The sequence below is a fragment of the Salinimicrobium oceani genome (genome assembly GCF_012037645.1).
In genome coordinates, this window is record NZ_JAAVJR010000002.1 from 320,806 (window position 1) to 342,762 (window position 21,957).

At 42.9% G+C, this 21,957-nt stretch carries 18 protein-coding genes; 7 read left to right on the forward strand and 11 right to left on the reverse strand.

Going from position 1 to position 21,957, the window contains the following annotated elements; genetic code table 11:
* Positions 1–48: 48 nt before the first annotated feature.
* The gene (locus tag HC175_RS04980) at positions 49–2,112 is read right to left on the reverse strand and encodes a M13 family metallopeptidase (protein ID WP_168137368.1); all 2,064 of its coding nucleotides are present in this window, start codon (positions 2,110–2,112) and stop codon (positions 49–51) included.
* Between the two features lie 71 nt (positions 2,113–2,183).
* Positions 2,184–2,675 carry a nuclear transport factor 2 family protein gene (locus tag HC175_RS04985; RefSeq protein ID WP_168137549.1) on the reverse strand — a complete coding sequence of 164 codons (492 nt, stop codon included), beginning with the start codon at positions 2,673–2,675 and terminating at the stop codon, positions 2,184–2,186.
* Between the two features lie 183 nt (positions 2,676–2,858).
* On the opposite strand from HC175_RS04985, the gene HC175_RS04990 reads away from it, so the two are divergent.
* Positions 2,859–3,089, forward strand: a complete 231-nt coding sequence (locus tag HC175_RS04990; RefSeq protein WP_168137369.1) for a hypothetical protein — start codon at positions 2,859–2,861, stop codon at positions 3,087–3,089.
* On the opposite strand, the gene HC175_RS04995 is transcribed toward HC175_RS04990, so the two are convergent.
* The gene (locus HC175_RS04995) at positions 3,086–4,597 is read right to left on the reverse strand and encodes a carboxypeptidase-like regulatory domain-containing protein (RefSeq protein ID WP_168137370.1); all 1,512 of its coding nucleotides are present in this window, start codon (positions 4,595–4,597) and stop codon (positions 3,086–3,088) included. The genes HC175_RS04990 and HC175_RS04995 overlap by 4 nt on opposite strands.
* A gap of 142 nt (positions 4,598–4,739) precedes the next feature.
* Here HC175_RS04995 and HC175_RS05000 point away from each other — a divergent pair, with 142 nt between their 5' ends.
* From HC175_RS05000 to HC175_RS05020, 5 genes are read left to right on the forward strand one after another with little or no spacing between them, the layout of a single operon-like run.
* On the forward strand, positions 4,740–6,245 hold the full coding sequence (locus HC175_RS05000; RefSeq protein ID WP_168137371.1) for an FAD-dependent oxidoreductase: 1,506 nt from the start codon (positions 4,740–4,742) through the stop codon (positions 6,243–6,245).
* A 4-nt stretch (positions 6,246–6,249) separates the two neighbouring features.
* On the forward strand, positions 6,250–6,591 hold the full coding sequence (locus HC175_RS05005) for a hypothetical protein (RefSeq protein WP_168137372.1): 342 nt from the start codon (positions 6,250–6,252) through the stop codon (positions 6,589–6,591).
* A gap of 10 nt (positions 6,592–6,601) precedes the next feature.
* Positions 6,602–8,212, forward strand: coding sequence for a DUF4396 domain-containing protein (locus tag HC175_RS05010; protein ID WP_168137373.1), 1,611 nt, complete (start codon positions 6,602–6,604; stop codon positions 8,210–8,212).
* The gene (locus tag HC175_RS05015) at positions 8,199–9,440 is read left to right on the forward strand and encodes a hypothetical protein (protein ID WP_168137374.1); all 1,242 of its coding nucleotides are present in this window, start codon (positions 8,199–8,201) and stop codon (positions 9,438–9,440) included. Before HC175_RS05010 ends, HC175_RS05015 begins: the two co-directional genes overlap by 14 nt.
* A complete protein-coding gene (locus tag HC175_RS05020) occupies positions 9,437–9,760 on the forward strand; it encodes a hypothetical protein (RefSeq protein WP_168137375.1) in 324 nt (107 codons plus the stop codon). Before HC175_RS05015 ends, HC175_RS05020 begins: the two co-directional genes overlap by 4 nt.
* A 14-nt stretch (positions 9,761–9,774) precedes the next feature.
* Here HC175_RS05020 and HC175_RS05025 read toward each other — a convergent pair whose 3' ends face one another.
* Entirely contained in the window at positions 9,775–10,356 is a 582-nt protein-coding gene (locus HC175_RS05025; protein WP_168137376.1) for a hypothetical protein, read from the reverse strand.
* 138 nt (positions 10,357–10,494) lie between these two features.
* On the opposite strand from HC175_RS05025, the gene HC175_RS05030 reads away from it, so the two are divergent.
* Positions 10,495–11,448, forward strand: a complete 954-nt coding sequence (locus HC175_RS05030) for an NAD-dependent epimerase/dehydratase family protein (protein ID WP_168137377.1) — start codon at positions 10,495–10,497, stop codon at positions 11,446–11,448.
* Positions 11,449–11,515: 67 nt separating this feature from the next.
* Here the strand turns inward: HC175_RS05030 and HC175_RS05035 are convergent, their stop codons facing one another.
* The 7 genes from HC175_RS05035 to HC175_RS05065 form a co-directional block, all read right to left on the reverse strand.
* Entirely contained in the window at positions 11,516–11,710 is a 195-nt protein-coding gene (locus HC175_RS05035) for a cold-shock protein (protein ID WP_168137378.1), read from the reverse strand.
* Positions 11,711–11,811: 101 nt separating this feature from the next.
* Positions 11,812–12,057 (reverse strand): hypothetical protein, encoded by a 246-nt coding sequence (locus tag HC175_RS05040; RefSeq protein ID WP_168137379.1) that lies wholly within the window; start codon positions 12,055–12,057, stop codon positions 11,812–11,814.
* Positions 12,054–13,847: a chloride channel protein gene (locus HC175_RS05045; protein WP_168137380.1), complete on the reverse strand. Its 1,794-nt coding sequence runs from the start codon at positions 13,845–13,847 to the stop codon at positions 12,054–12,056. The genes HC175_RS05040 and HC175_RS05045 overlap by 4 nt, the downstream gene beginning before the upstream one ends.
* 32 nt (positions 13,848–13,879) lie before the next feature.
* Entirely contained in the window at positions 13,880–15,631 is a 1,752-nt protein-coding gene (aspS, locus tag HC175_RS05050) for an aspartate--tRNA ligase (RefSeq protein ID WP_168137381.1), read from the reverse strand.
* A 740-nt stretch (positions 15,632–16,371) separates the two neighbouring features.
* Positions 16,372–17,193: a glutamate 5-kinase gene (proB, locus tag HC175_RS05055; protein WP_168137382.1), complete on the reverse strand. Its 822-nt coding sequence runs from the start codon at positions 17,191–17,193 to the stop codon at positions 16,372–16,374.
* Complete coding sequence (locus HC175_RS05060) at positions 17,177–18,373, reverse strand: glutamate-5-semialdehyde dehydrogenase (protein ID WP_168137383.1); 1,197 nt, start codon at positions 18,371–18,373, stop codon at positions 17,177–17,179. Before HC175_RS05060 ends, proB begins: the two co-directional genes overlap by 17 nt.
* A 131-nt stretch (positions 18,374–18,504) precedes the next feature.
* Positions 18,505–21,957: an efflux RND transporter permease subunit gene (locus tag HC175_RS05065; RefSeq protein ID WP_168137384.1), complete on the reverse strand. Its 3,453-nt coding sequence runs from the start codon at positions 21,955–21,957 to the stop codon at positions 18,505–18,507.

Genomic DNA, 21,957 nt, shown 5'->3' on the forward strand with positions numbered 1-21,957 from the left:
AAGCCCCTTCGTAAGAAGAGGCTTTAAAAATGTCATTTTTGACGGGTATTACCATATTTTCACCCTGTTCTCGGGCTTGACGTACATTTTATCTCCGGGTTGAATATTAAAGGCTTCATAGAAAGCATCAATATTTTGAAGCGGTACGTACGCACGATACTCTCCCGGAGAGTGTGGGTCTGTTTTGATCCTGTTTCTAAGCGCTTCTTCTCTCATTTTGGTTCTCCACACAGTTGCCCAGCTCATAAAGAAGCGTTGCTCTGGCGTGAAACCATCGATCTTTCCGGGGTTGCCATGCTCCTTCAGGTGAATTTGCAGGCCGTCGTAAGCGGCGTTAACTCCTCCCAGATCTCCAATGTTTTCACCAAGTGTGAATTTTCCGTTGATATAAACCGAGTCCAGTACTTCGATAGCGCTGTATTGGCTGGCCAGTTTTCCTCCTAAGGTTTCAAACTGCTCAAGATCTTTTTGGGACCACCAGTTGTTCAGGTTTCCATCTGCATCAAAGCGAGAACCGCTGTCGTCAAAACCGTGGGAGATCTCATGGCCTATTACAGCACCAATTCCGCCGTAATTCACTGCCGCATCTGCCTTGTAATCGTAGAAGGGTGGCTGAAGTATGGCTGCTGGAAAAACGATCTCGTTATAGCTAGGGTTATAATAAGCATTTACAATTTGAGGCGCCATGAACCATTCACTCTTATCTACAGGCTCACCAAGTTCTGATATATCCTCTTGTACACGCCATTTGGCTGCATTGAGCATATTCTGAAAATAAGATCCGCCAGAGGCAGGTTCCTTGATCTCTACGCTGCTGTAGTCTTTCCATTCATCTGGATATCCTACCTTGATCTGGGTAGTATTGAGTTTTTGCTTGGCTTTTACTTTTGTGCTGTCGCTCATCCAGGCAAGGTTATCGATCCTGTTTTCGAAGGCTTTGATCACATTCTGGATCATCTCTTCGGCTTTCTGCTTAGCTTCTGCCGGGAAATGTTGCTCTACATATAACTTTCCGAGTGCTTCCCCAAGGGTACCGTTTATGGTTGCCAGCGCACGTTCATTGCGGGGCAGCGGTTTCTGTGCGCCACGTAATGTCTTTTCATAAAAATCCCAGTTGGCATCCTCGATCTCGGTAGTGAGCATCCCAGCCGCGTCATTAAAAAGGGTCCAGCGTAAATATTCTTTCCAGTTTTCTACATTCTGTGATGCCAGAGTTTTTTGAACTGCTTCCATGTATCTGGGCTGGCGAACTATAACGGTATCCACATTTGCAGCTCCAAGAGCTTCAAAATAGCGGTTCCAGTTGATGGCGGGAACTGTCTTTTGAAGCTGGGCAGTAGTCATGGGATTATAGGTCTTTCGGGCATCGCGACGCTCTACTTTGTCTAATCGAGGTTGCGCCAGTGCGGTTTCAAAGTCGAGGATGGTTTTTGCCTTTTTTGCCGCCTCTTCTTCTGAATCTCCCAGGAACTGGAGCATTCTGGTGATATGGGCAACGTATTTTTCACGTTTGTCCTTTGAATCGGCATCTGTTGCGATGTAGTAATCTCTATCTGGTAACCCGAGGCTTCCGGCAGCAAGATAGGCTGCATTCATGTTAGAGTTCTTCGCATCGGCTCCCACGCCAAAGCTGAAAAATCCGCCGCCGCCATACAACTGCATTTCCTGAAGGTAGTTCTGAACATCTTCTTTAGTTTTTATAGCTGCGATCTTGTCAAGGTACGGCCGGAGCGGCTCAATTCCCTGCTTGTTTCTCGCGACAGTGTCCATAATTGTCTTGTATAGATATACAGCCTTTGCCTGGTCACTACCGGCATCCAATTCTCCATTGTTTGCAGCGGCCTCAAGCAAGGCGAGGGCATCTGCATCTGTCTTTTCCCGAAGTTCGTTAAAACTTCCCCATACAGTCTTGTCTTCTGGTATTTCATTGGTATCCAGCCAGCGGCCATTCACATATCTAAAGAAATTTTCCTGCGGTGCCACGGTTGTATCCATGTAAGATAAATTGATCCCGCGTGGTTCTTCAGCTTCTACTTCCTTGTCATTTTTACAACCTGTAGCAACAGCTGTGGCCAAAAGAGAAAGAAGGAAACCTTTACTTAATTTATTCATGTTTTAGTCAATTTTAATAGGTGCGAAAAATAATAAAAAGTAATGAAATGAGAATTTGCTCCTGAGTTTTATTACTGGCGCAACTTAGAGATTAGCTTTTTGTCAAATTCGGCTTTTAGACCGGTAACAGCATCTACATTTTCGTTTGGAATGGCTATGGACAGCACATAGTGTTTAATTTTCCACCTGCCGTTTTCCTTTACGGCAACGCCACTTCCACGGCAAATGCCCATTTGTGTATCAAGCAGCTCATCAAACCATGCAAGCTCTCCATCTTCAGCAAAAAAGATGTTTCGTTCAAGCGTGGAGAAGCTCCAGGCCTTTCCGCGGTCAAAATAAGGTTTGGACCAGACCATGAACTCCTGTTTGTTCCAATTTTCGGTAGCGTCTGTACCTATAAAAACTGAGTTTTCAGCCATAAGGTCGAAATAGTTAACATAGTTCGCAGCGGCGGCAGCAGCATGCCAGTCTTCCAGGAGTTTATCTACTTTGGCTTGCTGTGTCTGTCCATAGGTGATACTTCCGAAGAAAAGAAAAATGACGATGAAAATACGTTTTTGCATGATAAGAAAAATTTTGTTCAAGATAAGCTTTTTTGAGAGGTGTGAAGCGTAAAGCAGCAAAGCTGGGAGGGAGTTGAGGTGTCTTATATCTGATTCACCCTCAGCTTTTTGTAGGAAAATTTTTCAAACAATGTATACAATCTTACATAATTAGATTTATATTCGTGCTCTAACATCCTGATTATGAAAAGAATTTTACAAATTTCAGGTGGAATTTTCCTTGTTTACAGTGTAGCTGGTATGGTCCTACACGCCCTTGCCAACCTTGAGGAATTCGGCCATCATTGTGAGATGCTGCTGTTTTCCTTTGAGGAGGATCACCTGGTTGTTTTTACTTTGACGGCCGCAATTAGCGCCACCTTATTTCTAACGGTCAAAACCATGACCGGAAGAGCGGCGAAGGAAAGGGTTTAGAGGCTTTCTTCATCATTCTCGAATGCCACAAAACTTTTAATAGCAGCATTGGGTTCGATTATATTATAGCCATTCCAGAAATCTGGATTGTAAGCTTTAAAAGTTTCATATTCAAAATCGCTGGTTTCGTTGATCTGCGCCAGGCCGGTTGTAAGACTTTCATTTTCATAAACCACAAGCTGCAGCTTATTTACCGAACTCACATTTAGCCTTAGGTCCAGATCGAGTTCATTCTGTTTTCGTCTCCCCGGTACGTGTTTGTTCTTTTCAATAATAGTTAGAGGTCGATCTATTCCTACAGATTCTCCTGTCTCCCTTTCCAGGTAGCTAAGATTATATTTTCCTGCTTCATCTTTTATAAAGATCATTTTTCCGCGGTAAACATCATCTGCTGTACTTATTCCAAAAAGCCGGAATTTCTTCAGCGGTTTTACATTCTCATATTCCAGTCTGTGCACCCCGTAATCTATCGTGTTTACGTACATTCTGCCCTTGAAATCTGCCCCGCGTTTGGGTTCAAAATCGATTACATATACTGTCGCATTGTCGATCCAGGCATACCCATTGATCTTAAATCTGTATTTATTAGACTTGTCAAAAAGGTTAAAAACGATGTCTTCTTTCCAGAACATACCGTTCAAGAGCTTCTTCACGCGGGAATTGGAACCTTTCTGAAGATTCTCCCGACTCTTTATTCGATCCTGTTCAATTTCTTCGGAAGTTTTTTCCTTCTTCTGTTCCTTTACAATGAATTCCTCCTGAAGTTCATCCTCATCGATCTTGACCCCCACAATTCCTGAACGCACTTTTAAATAAGACCGTTCCTTAAGCGTGTTCATAAAAAGCTGACTCAAGTGATCTGTTAGCTGCTCCAAAGATTTAGTGTTCTGCGGATTGTAGAGATTGGCGGCCTTGATAATATTTACTTTCTGCTGGTCATAGTTTCCATACATATCGGCCAGGATCTCCTTGTAAGAATCGGAGACCTTTGGAATTTTACTGGAGATCTCGTTCATGAGCTTCTGGTCAATTCCCGCAATCGTGCTTTTGTCGACCTCCAGGTCAAACCTGCGGATATAATTAAAGTCCGATTCTCTTAAAAAGATCCTTTTCCTGCTGTTGTCGAAATTATAGTTATTCTTGACTTCCTCTTTAACCTTCTCTATCACCTCTTTAGCCGAAAGATTTTTGTTGGAAAGAAATACCTCACGCAGTTCAATGGAGGCGGGTTTTAAATAGACGATCCCCGCAGAAATGTCATTTGGCGCTATTTCAAGAAGTTCATATCCCAGGGAAGAGATCTTAATGCGCTTGGGAGAATTTTCCTTTTCGGGAATATATCCAAAGAAGCCTTCCTCGTTAGTCACTATTCCGCGATTTTCGGCAAAGATCACATTGGCGTAAGGAATGGGCTTCTTGGTTGAGGCATCAAGTACCTGAGCTTTGATTTCCTGGGCTTGTAAAAAGTCGGCCTGTAGAAAAAGAAAAATAAAGAGAAAGGATCGCATAGTAAAGCTTTAGGTTTTAGACGATTGTTTTGCAGGAATGTTACAGTACAGACCAATTTGTAGCAGGATTAACAAAATACTAACTTAAATGGCTTTGTTGCTGCAGTTTACAATGTTTAACTTTAGAAATAAACGCTGAATTATGACCAGTTCAATTTGGAATTCGACGGCTCCTCTTACAAATTTTCCGACTTTAAAGGAGTCAATCGTTGTAGATGTTGCGATAGTTGGAGGAGGAATTACAGGAGTTACCAGTGCCTATTTACTCGCAAAATCTGGTAAAAAAGTAGCTCTTCTGGAAGCCGAAAAAATAAGCGGAGGCACCTCTGGATATTCTACAGGGAATCTTTATGCTATGGTAGATAAGCGGCTGCACCACATTCAAAGTAAATGGAGCGAGGAAACGGCCGGTAAGGTTGCCAGATCACGTATGACTGCAGTAAACTTTATAGAGAATCTTGTAAAGGAACACCAAATAGATTGCGATTTCCGTAGAGTGCCCTGGTATCTTTTTAGCGAAACAGATAAGAAAGATAAAACCATTGAGAAAGAAATTGCTGCTGCAGCACATTATAATCTTGAGGTGCACGAGCTGGATGATTTGCCGCTGCCGGTACCGGTAAGTAAAGCGATTAAGGTAGACCAGCAGGCACAATTCAATCCTTCGGCCTTTGTACGCAAACTGGCGCAAAAGATTGACAGTGAAAACTGCCGCATCTTCGAAAACTCTCCTGTTTATCATATTGAAAAGGAAGAGGAGCTCATACTTTCAACAGCTTCAGGAACAGTCACTGCTCAAAAGGTCATTTTAGCCACCCATACACCTAAGGGAATTTATGCGCTGCAAACCGCACTTTATCCTTATAGAGAATATGCTATTGCGGCAAAATTGAAATCTGGAGATATTCCTGAGGGAATCTATTGGGATACAGAAGCAGACTTTCATACCTCCATGAGAACCTATAGTAAAGGGGAGGACAATTACGTGCTGGTGCTGGGAGGACATCACAAGGTAGGTCAGGAAGATGACTACAGTCGCTTTTATGAAAAGCTGGAACAAAATGCCAGAAGATTTTTTGATGTAGAGGAAATCGAATATAAGTGGAGTGCCCAGCATTACAAACCTGCCGATGGACTGCCTTACATAGGCGAAAGTCCTGACGACAATATTTTCCTGGCTACAGGATTTTCGACAGATGGGCTCACCTACGGAGTTTTATCGGCCATGATCCTCAATGACCAGCTTAACGACAGGCATAATGAGTGGAGTGATCTCTACAAAGCTTCCAGGTTCACTCCGGTAAAATCGGCAAAGAATTTTATAAAGGAAAACCTGAATGTGGCTAAACAATATCTGAAAGATCTCCCCAGAAAAGCGGAAGCAGATTCCTTCAGCGAAATTATGCCGGGCCAGGGGAAGGTAGTTGAAGTTGATGATGAAAAATGGGCCGTTTTTAAGGACGACGCAGGCCAGCTGCATTGCCAGTCGGCAGTTTGTACTCATATGGATTGCATAGTAGATTGGAATGATGCCGAAAAATCATGGGACTGCCCCTGTCATGGAAGCAGGTTCAAAGCAACAGGAGAGGTTATTGAAGGTCCTGCTTTCTCCCCTCTGGACAAAAGAAGTATGAATCCAAAAAAATAAATTTATGGTTATTACTGCGGTGATCTTACTTGCGATTGCAGTTTTTCTTGGGGGTTATCTTTTAAGTTATGTCCTGGATCAAAAGATTCCTCCAAAAGCAATTGTCTTTGCACATGGTACTGCAGCAGTTCTGGGAATCCTGGTGTTGCTCACTTTTGCGCTTACTACAGAAAAACATCATAAGCACTGGGATAGTTTCGTGATCTTCTCCCTGGCTGCACTTGTAGGCTTCTATTTGTTCTCAAGGGATATAAGGCATAAAAATGTTCCGAAGTGGCTGGCTATAGTTCATGGCAGTGTCGGGTTAGGCGGACTTGCCTGGATATTAATACACATTTTGCATTAAACTTTAATTCATGATACGTTGGACCTACCCTGTACTGGCAGTTTTTATTTTGATCGTTTTAAGCTTCGGAATATTACTCACTATAAAAGAAGGTGTGGAGGTGGCCGGATTAGTTGGTCCTGACCACGATCCAGAAAAAGGGAGACTGACCCTGCACATGAAGAACACTACCCGCTTAACAGGTGATGCTTCAAATATCTATAGCCAGTTACAGGAAAGCATTCCTTATGAGGAAGCGAAGGTAGCTTCTTTTGAACCTTCAGAAGACAACTGGAAAGAATATGTGAAACAAAGTATCACTCCAGATCCTGAAGCTAAACATGTTATTATTATCTCGGGGGAGGAGCAGGATGCTTTACAGTGGTCTCTCCCGGCAGTATTCTTTGCCGCATATCATCGGTCTCCAGTGCTCTTTACTGAAGACCTGAATGCAAATCGCAACCTGCTGAAAGGGCGAAAGATCTTTGCTGTAGGGGCAGGGAATTTTAAGGGGCTTGAGGGTATTGGAGAAGTGGTGGAGATCTCGGCTGCAAGTCCTGCGGCCCTGGCTGTAAAGCTTGCTGAATATCACGATGAAGAATCAGAATTTGGATGGGGAAGAAAACATGAGCGACGCACCGGATATTTTCAATACGTCCTCACAACCCCTGAAGATGCACTAAACGGCCTTGCAGCGCTTCCACTAGCAAAATCAAATGCTGCAGCTTTATTATATGCCGGTGACAAGGGGGGCATTCCGGCAGTTACAGATTCGTATATCTGGTCCCAGAGAGCCGATTGGTTCGTGACACCTTCCGAAGGTCCATTCCGGCATTTTTGGGTGGTAAGCGACAGGTTGAGCTATAAAGGACAATCCCGCCTCGATTTTTCCGTAGAGAAATCACCATATGCCGACATGGGAGCAGTAGCCCTGGGGCCAATGGAAGCCATTGCCATTATTTTTATTGCTTTGGGTATCGCAGGGGCTATTTTCATACTTATTCATTCATCTTACGCGCTGCCAGAGGTGATGGTGCCTATTAAAATCGCCTGGACTTTAGGCGCAGCTCTTTTGCCGGTTCTGGGTGTCATTCTTTACATCAATGCTTATAGAAGACCGGTTTATTTTGAAGGTATGATGACGCGCTGGCTACGGCCCCCTGGAATTCAGGCAGCATCGGCTACTATGATGGGATTTGGATATGGTGCCCCGGCGATGATCGCAGTGGCTTATATATTCGCATATTTTGGCTTTCCAATTTTTTTCTCTGAAGGCTGGAACGATGCTGTTTTTTGGGCCGGGGCAGGAATGCCGCTCATGATGATTGGCATGTACCTGGGAGCCTTGCTGCTGGTAATTTTCCTGGTACAGGTTCCAATGAAAAATTCCATGATGGAAATGAAAGACGGAATGGTTTTACTAAAGGGCCTAAAAGTAGCTTTTTTGAGCATGACTGCAGTGAGCCTGGGGATGATGAGCATGAGCTGGTGGATGATGATGAACCATATTCCTATGATGCCCAAAGAAGATGACATTTTGTGGTTTGGTACCATGTGGATCGCTTCATTCATCGGATTCCTTGTTGCATGGCCGCTAAATTCTATCATGATAAGAAAAAACATAAAACATGGTAATCGCTAGAATTAAAATAATTTCCATATTAATTAGCTTTTTCCTGGTTTCCTGCGGAAAATCTGAAGGTCCGCCTGTGAGAACCTCCCTTGACCTTCAAAATGAAGCAACAGTTACACCTTTTACGGTGAGACTGCCGGGAGGGGATCCCGAAACCCAGGCCATTCTTTTAACGCAGACTGTCTACGCTGCAACCCGTGAAGATAATGCCGTGGGTGCGATCATTCTGGTGCCACAGGACGAGGAGATAGCTTTTACTACCATGCACCGGGTGACGCATATGCCGGTAAATGCGCCTATGTTATTTTTAGATAAGAAGGGAGCTATTTCTGAAGCCACTTTTGCCGAAATGAAACGATTAAAGCCCGACGGAGTAATGCCCGATGGACGGAAGCAGGTTTATGCTGTTAACGTACCTGCGGCTGAAGTAAAACGAATTCAGGAAGAGTTGAATTACGAGGTAAGGACCTTTTACGAAGATGATCCCATACTTTTGGCTGAGGTACTTGACCGCTGGCAGGCCGCCTTAAAATCTGATCATCCAGATGAGGTGGTGATCTCTGCGATTGACCATCCCGACGGGATAAAACATGGAATGGGTGCAATGGGCTGGAATGCGCATATGGGTCGCGGTTTTGCGTGGGTATATCAGGATAGTGTTCCCGAAGCTACAAAAGAGATCCTGCGAAGACGCTTTGGTGATCACGGTGCCTACATGTATGTTACCGGAAATGCGGAAGTGATTTCCGATAAGGTTGTGAAAGAGCTAGGAGAATTTGGGTTAGTGCGTCGTATTGCTGGCCCAAATTTCTATGCCTCAAATACGGTCAATGCAGGCTACAAGGACTACGGAAGAAACTTTGGATGGGGCTGGGGCTGGTCGCCAAGAAATTTTGGATGGGGAATTGCACAGGCAGGCCACAACTTTATTTTCTCCAATGCCGAAAATGTACTGGGCACAATTCCTGCCGCTGTTTTAGGACATATGGGTAAACACGGTCCTATCTTACTTGTAGATCAGGATGAGTTGCCAAATGCTGTTGAAGAGTACCTCAAAATGGTCAAACCTTTTCCGGCAAATCCACAGGAAACCATTCTTAATTTTGGATGGATCATTGGGAATGAAGATCTTATTTCAAGAGACCTTCAGTTTAAAATTGATCAACAGCTCTCTCCATTCGACAACAGAACTGTAAAAAGTGAAAGCGACACGTTAACTGCAAATTCTGAATTATGAAAGAGACCAGGAAGAGAGAAGCAGACTTGAAAGCCGGATATGCAGATGAAGGCCCTCACGGAATAATTTATCGACCTCTTATGCTTTATGCAGCCATAACAGGGGCTATCATAGTGGGGCTTATTTTTGGAGTGTCAGGTTATTTGATCGCAGTAGGGACCTGGCCAATAGTGGATCTTGGGCAGCTGTCTGCTCCATTTCCGGGAACAACGGCAGTAACTTTCGCAGGGGTGGGAGTTGCACTGGGTGCCTTGATAGGGTGGCTATTGGTCTTCAAAAAAGTATTAAAACACGGCGGCTCCAATAAAAGCAGGCTCTAAAAAAGCAATATGGCCTAGGTTCTTCTATTTTCCCTGAACAGGGGAATTGTTCCCGTACTGTCAGGCTCCAGGGATTGTTCATATTCCTCATCCAGTTCCAGCTCAAAATTTTCAGGAGTCTTTAAAAAAAGTTCGTTCAGCTGAAGCTTGAAGTTGTCAAATTCCACCACCAGTTCCTCTGCAACTTCAAAAATGTCGTCAGGATTTTTTTGTTTTTTTCTGGAAAGCTGGTGCAGTACATTGGCTTTGGTTAGCAAAACATTGGTACGAGCAATGACAGCCGGGCTGCGTAAAGTGTCTGGAAGCGTGGTATGCAAGGATTCCATAATCTGAAGCAAATTGTTGGAAGTCTCCATGATCTCTGTGCCCGACTTATTTTCTAACTGCTGCACTTCATCATGGGCAGTGATATAAGCAAGCCAGGTGCTTACCACCTGTCGTGCTTCGGGTTGCAGGGTTACGCTGCGATTATTCCTTACCTCAAGTTCATCTGTAAAAGAAGTGTTATATTTTTCCTGAGCCCTTTGAGGAGCTTCAGCTTGATTCTCACAAGCCACTAGGAATACAGATAAAAAAAGTAACAGGATTTTTCTCATTTTTTAAAGGTATGTTTTTCAGATGAAGTTTTAATGATTTCTGGTTAATCCTGAGATTTCAGCACATCATTTAAGACTATGAATTTCTCTCATTTCTTTAAATGGATATCTTTGTGTATTCTAAAACAGGAAAATTTTATGGCTTCAAAGATATTGATAATTGGTGCTTGCGGACAAATAGGAACCGAGCTAACTATGGCACTTCGAAAAAAGAACGGAAATGCTAACGTCATCGCTTGTGATATTAGAGAAGGTAACGAAGAACTAATGTCCTCGGGGCCCTTTGAAATTGCCGATGCCACTAATTATAATCAAATTGAAGATCTGGTAATTCAGTATGAAATTGATGAGGTCTATCTCATGGCTGCAATGCTCAGTGCAACAGCCGAAAAGTTTCCCATGAAAGGCTGGAGTCTCAACATGGAATCTTTGTTCCATGTGTTGAACCTTGCGAAGGATAAAAAGATATATAAGGTGTTCTGGCCCTCAAGTATCGCTGTTTTTGGTCCTACCACGCCAAAACATAATACTCCCCAAACTACTGTTATGGAGCCTACCACTGTTTATGGAATAAGCAAGCAGGCCGGAGAACGCTGGTGTGAGTACTATCACAAGAAGTTTGGAGTAGATGTGAGAAGTATTCGTTATCCAGGGCTTATAAGTTACAAGACGCTGCCGGGCGGAGGAACCACAGATTATGCGGTGGAAATATACCACGAGGCACTAAAAACTGGTACTTACACTTCATTCTTAAAAGAAGATACCGAATTGCCCATGATGTTCATGGATGATGCTATTAGGGCTACTATCTCCTTAATGGAAGCACCTGCAAAAAAAGTGAAGGTGAGGTCTTCTTATAACCTCTCTGCTCTTAATTTTACTCCGGAAACACTTGCAGCTTCCATTAGAAATCATATTCCGGAATTCACGATCTCCTATCATCCCGATTTTCGACAGGCTATAGCCGATTCATGGCCATCCAGCATCGACGATTCGAGTGCGAGGGAAGACTGGGACTGGAAACATGAATTTGACCTTGACAGGATGACTGCAGAAATGCTCTCGGGAATAAAAGAGGTACATCAGGTATAGACAGGTATAAAATAAAAAAGTCCTGCACATCGTGCAGGACTTTTTGAATAGAATAAAACTAATATGATTAGTTGATAACACGCACCTTAGCTGCGGTCAATCCTTTTCTTCCTTCTTCTTCAACGTACTCAACTTTGTCACCTTCGTTAAGTGTTTCACCATTTAACCCTGTAACGTGAACGAAGATGTCTCTTCCTGTTTCGTCGTTGGTGATGAATCCATAACCTTTAGATTCATTGAAAAATTTAACTGTACCTTCCATTGTAAAAAAATAATAATTAATAAAGTACAAACATAATCTAATAAATGAAACAGGGGATAATGAAATTGTTATTTATTTCTAAAAATTTTAAACCCTGATAGTTAGTCCTTTTTTTTCTCTCTCATTTTTTTCAAATTTTCATCGGAAAGGGTGTAATCTTTTAATTTTTTTCCTCTCCATCGCAGCACCAGGAACATAGGTAATAAAATAAATACACTGGCAAGAACAGAGAGTCCAACGATCCTGTCTCCAAACGCCTGATCTTCCTGCATGATGTAAAATCCTGTAAGAATAGCAATACCTATCAGGATTGCGACAATTTTTGTGAGGAGTCCTAAGATTTTCATACAGTTACTTCTATTAATTTTCTTCTGTAAGCGGTGAGTAATTTTGATTTTGAAACAAACCCAAGATACTTATTCTTACGCACTACAGGAAGATTCCAGGCATCTGTTTCCTGGAATTTTTTCATGATCGTTCTGGGGCTGTCCTTTTCTTCATCTATAATATCGGGTGCAGTTTGCATGAGTTCTTCTATGGTTACTGTGTCATAGAGCTTCTTGTCAAACATTATCGGCCTAATATCGTCCAGCAGCAGGATGCCCATAAAGTTATTATCGGCATCAACTACTGGAAAGATATTTCTGGAAGATTTTACTACTCCCTCTTTTACTATATCTCCCAGAGTCATTCCGGTTTTAAGGGGAATGAAATTTTTCTCAATGACCTGATGAATGTTCATAAGAGTAAGTACAGCCTGATCTTTATTATGAGTGATCAATTCCCCCCGTCGCGCCAGTTCCATGGTATATACGGAATGTGGAAGAAATCTGGTGGTGATGAGATAGGAGATCGCTGCCGTGATCATTAACGGTACAAATAGTTCGTACCCGTGTGTGAGTTCTGCAATAAGAAAGATTGCCGTAAGCGGGGCATGTAAAACACCTGCCATTAATCCTGCCATTCCCACGAGTGTAAAATTACTCACAGAAAGTGGAGATTTCAGAAAGTTCAAATGATTCATGAATAAGGCAAAACAATGTCCCATGGTGCTGCCCATAAATAATACAGGAGCAAAAATTCCTCCCACTCCACCTGCATTAAAGGTAAGAGAGGTGGCAACGATCTTAAAGATAACAAGCCCCAGCAGGAGAGCTATGATGACCCAAAAATTATCCAGGTATTCATTGAAAAGGCTGCTGCCCAAGGCCTCGAGATAATCTTCCTGGAGCAGGTTGTTGATCACATTATACCCCTCCCCATAAAGTGGAGGAATAAGAAACAGTAATACACCCAATGCTGAACCTCCAATAAGCAGCCGATGAAAGGGAGAGGCTATTTTCTTAAAGAGCTGGTTGATCCAGAAATAAACCCTGGTAAAATAAATGGAACATAATCCTGCCAGCACTCCCAGCAGAACGTAATAAGGGACATCGGCAATTTCAAAATTGTCCCGCAGGCTGAATGGAAGAATGATATCTGAACCAAAAAAGAAATAGGAGGTGAGGATTGCTGAAACCGATGCCATTAATAGAGGCAGGAGCGAAGCGAGGGTGAGGTCCAGACTAAAAACTTCTATTGCAAAAATGATTGCTGCAATAGGAGCCTTAAAGATGCTGGACATTGCACCTGCTGCTGCGCAGCCTATTAATAGGGTACGCGTGGCCTGGTTCATGTTGAACAATCGGGAAATGTTGGAACCCAGAGATGCTCCCGTTGCAACTGTAGGCCCTTCCAATCCTACCGAACCTCCAAAGCCCACTGTTATTGGTGCGGTGATGAGCGAAGCATACATCTGCAGGGGTTTCATGATCCCCTTCTTTTTGGAAATTGCGTATAAAGTAGATGGAATCCCATGGCCTATGGGGCGCCTTAAACCATAGCGTACAATGAGCATGGTAATCGCCAATCCCATAAGCGGGAAAATAAAATAAAAGGCGTGATGATAATTGACAATCACCTCACCTTCGAGTAAACGCTGAATAAAATGGGTAAGGTTCTTAATTAAGACCGCCGCCAGTCCCGATGTAAAGCCAATTACAGCTGCCAGGATCATTACAAACTGCTGCAAAGAAAGATGCTTGGTTCTCCAAATCAAAAATCTTTTGAATAAAGGATTCCTCTTTTTTTCCGGCATAGGTAATAATTAAAATTGCAGTCACAATTTTGCTATTGTAGCGTCACTCTCAAATTTAGCTCTTTAAGTTGATCCTCGCTAATGTTTGCCGGGGCATCGATCATTACATCCCTTCCAGAGTTGTTTTTTGGAAATGCAATGTAATCTCTAATAGTTTCCTGGCCACCCAGTATGGCTACCAGCCTGTCAAAACCAAACGCAATTCCGCCGTGGGGAGGAGCTCCGTACTGAAAAGCATCCATCAGGAATCCGAATTGTGCTTTTGCTTCTTCGGGAGTAAAACCAAGGTGATCGAACATCATCGCCTGTGTTTTCTTATCGTGGATCCTTATTGATCCGCCGCCAATCTCATTTCCGTTCAATACAAGATCATAGGCATTAGCACGGACTTTCCCTGGCTCGGTGTCGAGTAATTTAATGTCTTCAGGTTTTGGAGAGGTAAACGGGTGGTGCATTGCGTGGTAACGATTCGTTTCTTCATCCCACTCCAAAAGAGGAAAATCAACCACCCATAGCGGCGCAAATTCGTCGGCTTTACGCAGTCCTAGCGCATTACCTAGATGCATGCGCAGGGCGCTTAACTGGGTTCTGGTTTTATGTGCATCTCCCGCCATGACCAGAATAAGATCACCTGCTTTAGCTCCGGTTCTTTCTGCCCAGGCCTTGAGATCTTCTTCAGAGTAAAATTTATCAACAGAAGATTTTAAAGTTCCGTCGTCATTATATTTCGCCCACACGAGCCCGGTGGCGCCAATTTGCGGCCGCTTCACCCACTCGATAAGCTTGTCAATTTCTTTTCTTGTATAGGAAGCAGCACCCGGAACGGCAATTCCCACTACCAGTTCCTGCTGGTCGAATACATTGAATCCTTTGTTCTTTGCAAGATCATTCAGCTCGCCAAACTCCATTCCGAAGCGAATATCTGGCTTATCATTTCCGTATTTCTTCATGGCCTCATCATAGGTCATTCGAGGAAATTCGGTCACATCCACGCCTTTTACAGCTTTGATCAGATGACGTGTAAAATCTTCAAAAGTGTTTAAAATATCCTCCTGTTCCACAAAAGCCATTTCGCAGTCGATCTGGGTGAATTCCGGCTGCCGGTCGGCCCGCAAGTCTTCATCCCTGAAACATTTTACGATCTGGAAATACTTGTCCATTCCGCCCACCATAAGCAGCTGCTTGAAGGTTTGCGGAGATTGTGGTAAAGCATAGAATTGTCCTTCGTTCATGCGGCTTGGCACCACAAAATCGCGGGCACCTTCAGGAGTCGACTTGATCAATACCGGAGTTTCCACCTCAATAAAGCCTTTTTCAGCAAGAAATTTCCTCACTTCCATCGCCACTTTGCTGCGGAAGATCAGTTTATTTTTGACGGGATTTCGACGAATGTCCAGATACCTGTACTTCATGCGCAGATCTTCGCCACCATCGGTCTCATCTTCTATGGTAAACGGCGGAAGTTGAGCCGAGTTTAATACCTTTAGTTCGGAAACCAGGATCTCCACATCTCCCGTAGGCATGTTTGGATTCTTCGATTCTCTTTCTATAACTTCTCCTGAAACCTGGATCACGAATTCACGACCCAGCTGAGAAGCCTTTTCCATCATCTCTTTTGAAGTACGCTCCTCGTCAAAAATAAGTTGCGTAATTCCGTAGCGGTCCCTGAGATCAACCCATACCATGAAGCCTTTATCCCTGGTCTTTTGCACCCATCCGGAAAGTTTTACTTGCTTTCCTTTGTCTTCTAATCTTAATTCCCCGCAGGTATGGCTTCTGTACATAATGTTCTTGATCTTTTAAGAGGAGCAAAAATAAGAAGTTATCGCGGGATTGCGTGAAGATTAGAAAAGTTATTGGGTAAAAGTTAATTTGAAAATACAAGGGGCGTCAAAAATGGCATTTTTTGAACCTCTTCCAAAATGTTTGCGCCACGGATGCACGGATGATCTCTTTGTTGAGCCTTTGGCTATTAGCTGTTGGCCATTGGCGCCTCAATTTATATTGCAGATGATGAAAATTTTTTCCCGCAGATTTCGCTGATTTCCGCAGATCCGTTTGAGCGAAAATGCTGGAGCGGATTTGTAATCCGCGCCGAGCTGAAACATTTGTGTCTCTACTAATATGTTGTCCCTCCGGGACAATTAACACGAGGGTAAATCTTGTTCTACTGATATGTTGTCCCTACGGGACTGTTCTTTAATATCTGCGCTCTTTGCGAATTTCTTTTGCTTCCTTTGCGCGAAACATCAAAGAAGAGAGAAAAGGATGTGTTGTTCTTCGTTATCTGAAGAAAATATTTTTTTCAACACGGATGCACGACTATGATTTCTACTCCTTCTAAAGAGGCATTTTTTTGTGCCCTTCTTGTAACCTTATTGGGCTTTGTGTGAAATGAGAGTAGGATCTGTTGTCCCTACGGGACAGGAGGGAAATTGGAATTTGGAGCTAAGAATTGACAGTTATTAAAAAAGGCTGCACATTTCTGCACAGCCTTTCATTCCTATTTTATTTCAATCAGGTTCTAATGATGGATCTTGGTAAAATGCACTTTGTCATTAATAGCATTCAGGATAAAATTATCATCCAGTCCGTTCACGATCCAGGTTTCGATCTTTGCTTTCTGCGTAATTGCAGCAGCTGAAACTTTTGAGCTCATTCCGCCGGTACCGTGAGTGGACTTGGTCTCACTCATCACCTCTTTCTTCAGCTCTTCCAGGTCATTCACTTTGCGAATTGTTTCCGGAGTTTTAGCTTCAATAGATCCTTTTTTATAAACTCCGTGAGTATTGGTTGCAATAATAAAAAGATCTACATCAAGTAAAGCTGCCGTTTGTGCGGCGAGATTGTCATTGTCTCCAAACTTGATGGCATCTGTTGATGAAGTATCATTCTCATTGATGATAGGGATGTAATCATTCTCCACCAGCACATTAACCGTATTGACAATATTCTGCCTTGAATCTTCATTGCTGAAGTCATTTGGAGACAGCAAACACTGCCCAATCAATAAACCAAGTTCCCTGAAGCTTTCCTGAAAAATACGCATAAGGTGCGGCTGACCAATAGAGGCCAATGCCTGTTTTACGTCGATATTTTCCCCGCTTCGCTCCAGGTTTACAAACTGTTTGGCAACGGCCACAGCTCCCGAACTAATGATCACAAACTCATATTCATCCTTAAGTTCGGCAATTTGTCTGCCTATGTCTTCTATCTTCCCTCTGGAAATATGATCGGTTTCTTTGGTTAGTGTATTAGAACCTAACTTTAAAAGTATCCTCTTTTTCTTTTTTGGAGTTTCCATTTCTATGTTATTCTGTTCTAAAATTTTATCTAGTTTGTCCATTTCCGTGTATGTACCATTTATTGGTTACTAAATGCTGAAGTCCAATAGGACCTCGTTGGTGTAATTTATCTGTGCTTATCGCCAGTTCTCCACCAAGTCCCAGCTGGCCTCCATCGGTAAATCTTGTAGAGGCGTTATGATATACAGCTGCATTATCCACATTTTGCATAAAATTCTGCGCAGCATTTTCGTCTTTTGAAATTATTGAGGCCGAATGTCCTCCTGAATATTTGTTGATCTTCGCAATAGCTTCAGTTACCGAATCTACTTCTCCAATCAAAGCTTTGTAGTCAAGAAATTCCTCGTACCACTCATCTTCGCTCTTTAAAGGTCTGGTGCCTTCAAGATCTTCAAGAGAACGATCTGCAATGATCTCAACATCATGCTCTTTTAGGGTCTCTAAAAGGTCATTTATAAACTCTTTTTTATTTGGAAGGTTTTTGTCGACCAACACTTTGTCTACTGCATTACAGGCTGAGATCTTTCCTGTCTTTCCATTCAGGATCACATCCATTGCGATATCTGTATCGGCATTTTCATGAATGTAGACGAAGTTATTACCGCGACCACTCACGATCACCTGTGCCGAAGAATTCTCCTTCACAAATTTGATCAAGCGCTCTCCACCTCTTGGTACTACCAGGTCGACTCTTTGATCTGGATTTGCAAGAAATTCCTGCGTCTGTTTTCTGTCAAACTGAAGGTATTCAACCCAGTTCGTAGCAATGTTGTTTTCTTCCAGGGCTCTATGCCAAAGCTTTACTATTTCAAGATTTGAATTTAGAGACTCCTTTCCTCCTTTCAGAAGAATTTTATTCCCCGACTTAAAGGCTATTCCTGCAGCTTCTACAGTCACATCGGGCCGGGATTCGTAAATGATCATTACCGTCCCAAAGGAGGCAGTCCTGTTGTAGACCTGCATCCCGTTTTCATGTTTGAAGCTGAAACGCTCCACTCCCACAGGATCTTCCTGGGAAGCTAAATGTTTTAAGGAGTGCACCATTCCTTCGATCTTGGAACCATCCACTTTTAGCCTGTCTTCCATGGCCAGATCATCTCCCGAATAGCTATCGAGATCGATCTTATTTGCTTTTAAAATGTTGTCTCTTTCCTTTTCCACAAGATTTGCCATTGAGACCAAAACTGAATTTCGTTGTTCAATGGTTAACTGAGTGTTCATTCGTTGAATTTTAATTAATATTAATTTTCCTGCCTGTAAGTGTCCAAACACTTTGCCATAGTCCGGATTAAATAAAAAACCTCCGGAATCATTCCGGAGGTTTCTCAAACTAAGGTGTCAAAAATGCCTTTTTAGGCAGGTCTTTTTTCTCTTTTGTTCCTCACTTTTACCCTGGCTCTGTTTACCAGATACAGCATAGCCGGCACTACCACTAAGGTTAGGAAGGTTGCGAAGATCAAGCCGAAGATCACTGTCCATGCCAGGGGTCCCCAGAAGATCACGTTATCTCCTCCAACATAGATCTGAGGATCATAATCTATGAACAGCGAGAAGAAATCGATGTTAAGTCCTATGGCTAAAGGTATTAGCCCTAAAACTGTCGTTATGGCAGTTAAAAGTACCGGTCTTAGTCTGGATTTTCCACCTTCCACGATCATTTCGAAATACTGGCCTTTTGTCAGGAGGTCATTAGGTTCAATGCCCAAACTTTCCTTTTTTCGGTCAATAAGGATCTGTGTATAATCAACCAGCACTATGGCATTGTTTACCACAATTCCCGCCAGAGAAATAATGCCCATCATGGTCATGATGATCACAAAATCCATTTGGAATACTACCAGGCCAAAAAATACTCCGGCCAGGGACAGGAAAACCGCCATTAAGATGATCAATGGCTTCGGAATGGAGTTAAACTGCGCTACCAGGATCAGGAGAATTCCGCCGAGGCCGATCAAAAGAGCTTTCAGAAGGAAAGACATGTTCTCCTGTTGTTTTTCCTGTTCTCCGGTAAATTCAAGGGTAACATCCTGAGGAAGCTCATAAGATGCAAGCTCTGTTTGCAGTTGCTCTACAATGGCATTACCGTTATAACCTTCCAGGACATTCGAATAGATCGTGATCACTCTTTTAAGGTCCTTTCTTTTTATGGAACTAAACGAAGAGGTAAGCTCAGATTTGGTTACCGAAGAAATTGGAACCTGCACAATATTTCCGGTATTCTGATCCTTAAAAGTTATTGGCTGATTGAACAGGGCGTTTTCATTATACCTGAAATCCTGATTGAATCTTACATTAATAGGATAATCTTCATCTCCTTCCTTATAGGTGGAGATCTCTTCTCCATAGATCGCTCTACGCAGAGTTTGTCCCACCGCAGCGGTAGAGACCCCAAGTTGTCCCGCCTTTACCCGATCTACGCTTACGTTAAGCTCGGGCTTGGATTTGTTCACGTCAATTTGCAATTCCTCAATTCCGGGGATGTTCATTTCCTGAATATGATCCCTCAGGTTTTCGGCTGCAATAAGCATCTGTTCATAATCATCTCCTTTGAGTTCCATATTAATTGGATAACCAACAGGGGGTCCGGCTGCATCTTTTTCCACGATGATCGAAGCTCCGGGGAAATCCTGTACTGCCTCCCTTACTTCAGAAAGGACATGACTACTTCTCACCCCGCGTCGATCTTTGAATTCGCGCATGGAAAGGGTTACTTTCCCTTTATGAGGCATTTCATTTTGCTGGCCTCCGTCTGTTTGTGGATTCCCTGCTCCCTGGCCAACCTGTGAAATGGCCGATTCAACCATATAATTATAACCGTCTTCATCTTCATACTTTTTTATGACCTCATAAACCTGTTTTTCAACCTGTTTTGTAAGCTCATTAGTTTTCCTGATATCTGTACCTTCAGGAAGCTCGATGTAGGTGATGATCTGGTTTGGTTCATTTTCAGGAAAGAAAAGAACTTTTGGCTGTACAAGACCAACCAGCATGAACGATATTATAAGCATGGCGACCGTTCCGAAGAAAACAACATATGAATTCTTACCTCGCAGAGAAAATCTAAGCGTGTTTTCGTACTTCTTCTCAAGTTTTTTCAAAGCCCTGTATTGGAAAAAATCCACCCATTTGCTCAGAAAATATTTATAGGCCCACAGCAGGATCGCTGCCAATAAGGCAAGATTTCCAAAAGCGCGCAGCCCGCCAATATCCATCACGAAACCTGCAATAAGCAAAATAATACCTACTCCTGCCAGTACCGCACTTATACGGATCAATTTCTTTTTTGTGAATTCTTTCTCTTCAGTTTTCATGAATTCAGAAGTCAGCATAGAGTTGATGATCAATGCCACAAAGAGCGAGGAACCCAGCACTACCGAGAGCGTTATTGGAAAATAGATCATGAATTTTCCAATGGTACCTGGCCAGAGTCCAAGCGGAAAGAAAGCTGCCAGGGTAGTGGCTGTTGAGGCTATAATAGGCCAGGCGATCTCGCCAACACCTTGTTTAGCGGCCTTTAGCCTCGGTACACCCTGGTCCATAAGGCTGTAAACATTTTCTACAACCACAATTCCATTATCTACCAACATTCCCAGTCCCATTACCAGGGCGAAAAGTACCATAGTGTTCAGCGTAAAGCCAATACTGGAGAGGATGATAAACGAAAGGAACATGGAAAGCGGAATTGCAAATCCCACAAAAAGGGCATTTCTGAAACCTAAAAAGAACATCAAGACAACTACCACCAGGATCACACCAAAAATGATGTTGTTCACCAGGTCATCTACCATGTTCTCTGTTGTAGTAGATTGATCATTGGAATAGGTAATATGAAGATCCTGCGGAAGATAGTTCTCCTGTTCGCTCTTAATGATCTCCTTGATATCGTTGATCGCTTCGATCATGTTCTTACCCCCACGTTTTTTAATGTCAAGCATTACTACGGGCTGGCCATATTCGCGTGCAAAAGTGGTGGGTTCCTGTTCTTTGAACCTTATTTCGGCTATGTCTCTTAAAAAGACATTTCCATCTTCCCTTTTTACGATCACGTTTTTTAACTGGTCGGGATCTGTGATCTCTCCCAGGATCCGAATGTTTTTCTGAATTCCACCTGTGATCACGTTTCCACCAGAGATGGTCTGGTTTTCCATGCTCACGGCACTAATAACATCCTGAAAGCTCACTTTTGAAGCTGTCATTTTATAGATGTCTACCGCGATCTCTACTTCCTTTTCTTCAGCTCCCCGTACAGAAGCTTCCTTAATTTGCGGCAGCAGTTCGATCCTGTCCTGCAGGTATTCTGCATACTCCTTTAGCTTCTGAACCGGATAATCACCAGTAAGGTTCACGTTGAGAATAGGCATTTCCTCAGAAATGTTGAGATCAAAAACATTTGGTTCTACTTTCGCGCCGTTGTCAAGCGTTGGCCAGGTGGTGGCAGCTTTTTGCTGGTCCACCTTGTCCTTTACTTTTTGCTTTGCGGCGTCGACAGAGATGTCTTCATCAAATTCAACAATTACAAGAGAATAATCCTGTAAAGTAGTAGAAGAGATGTCCTGCACTCCTGCAATATTGTTGAATTCCTCTTCAAGGGGCTCGGTGATGAATTTTTCAACATCTTCAGCCGAGTTCCCCGGGTTCACAGAACTTACATAGATTTTGGTCTCAATGACCTCGGGAAAAGATTCCCGGGGCATGCTGTAATAGGACATCAAACCACCAACAAAGATGATAGCGATGATCACATAGACAGTCATGCGATTGTCTATAGCCCACGAAGAAAGTTTAAAATCTTTATCTAATTTCAT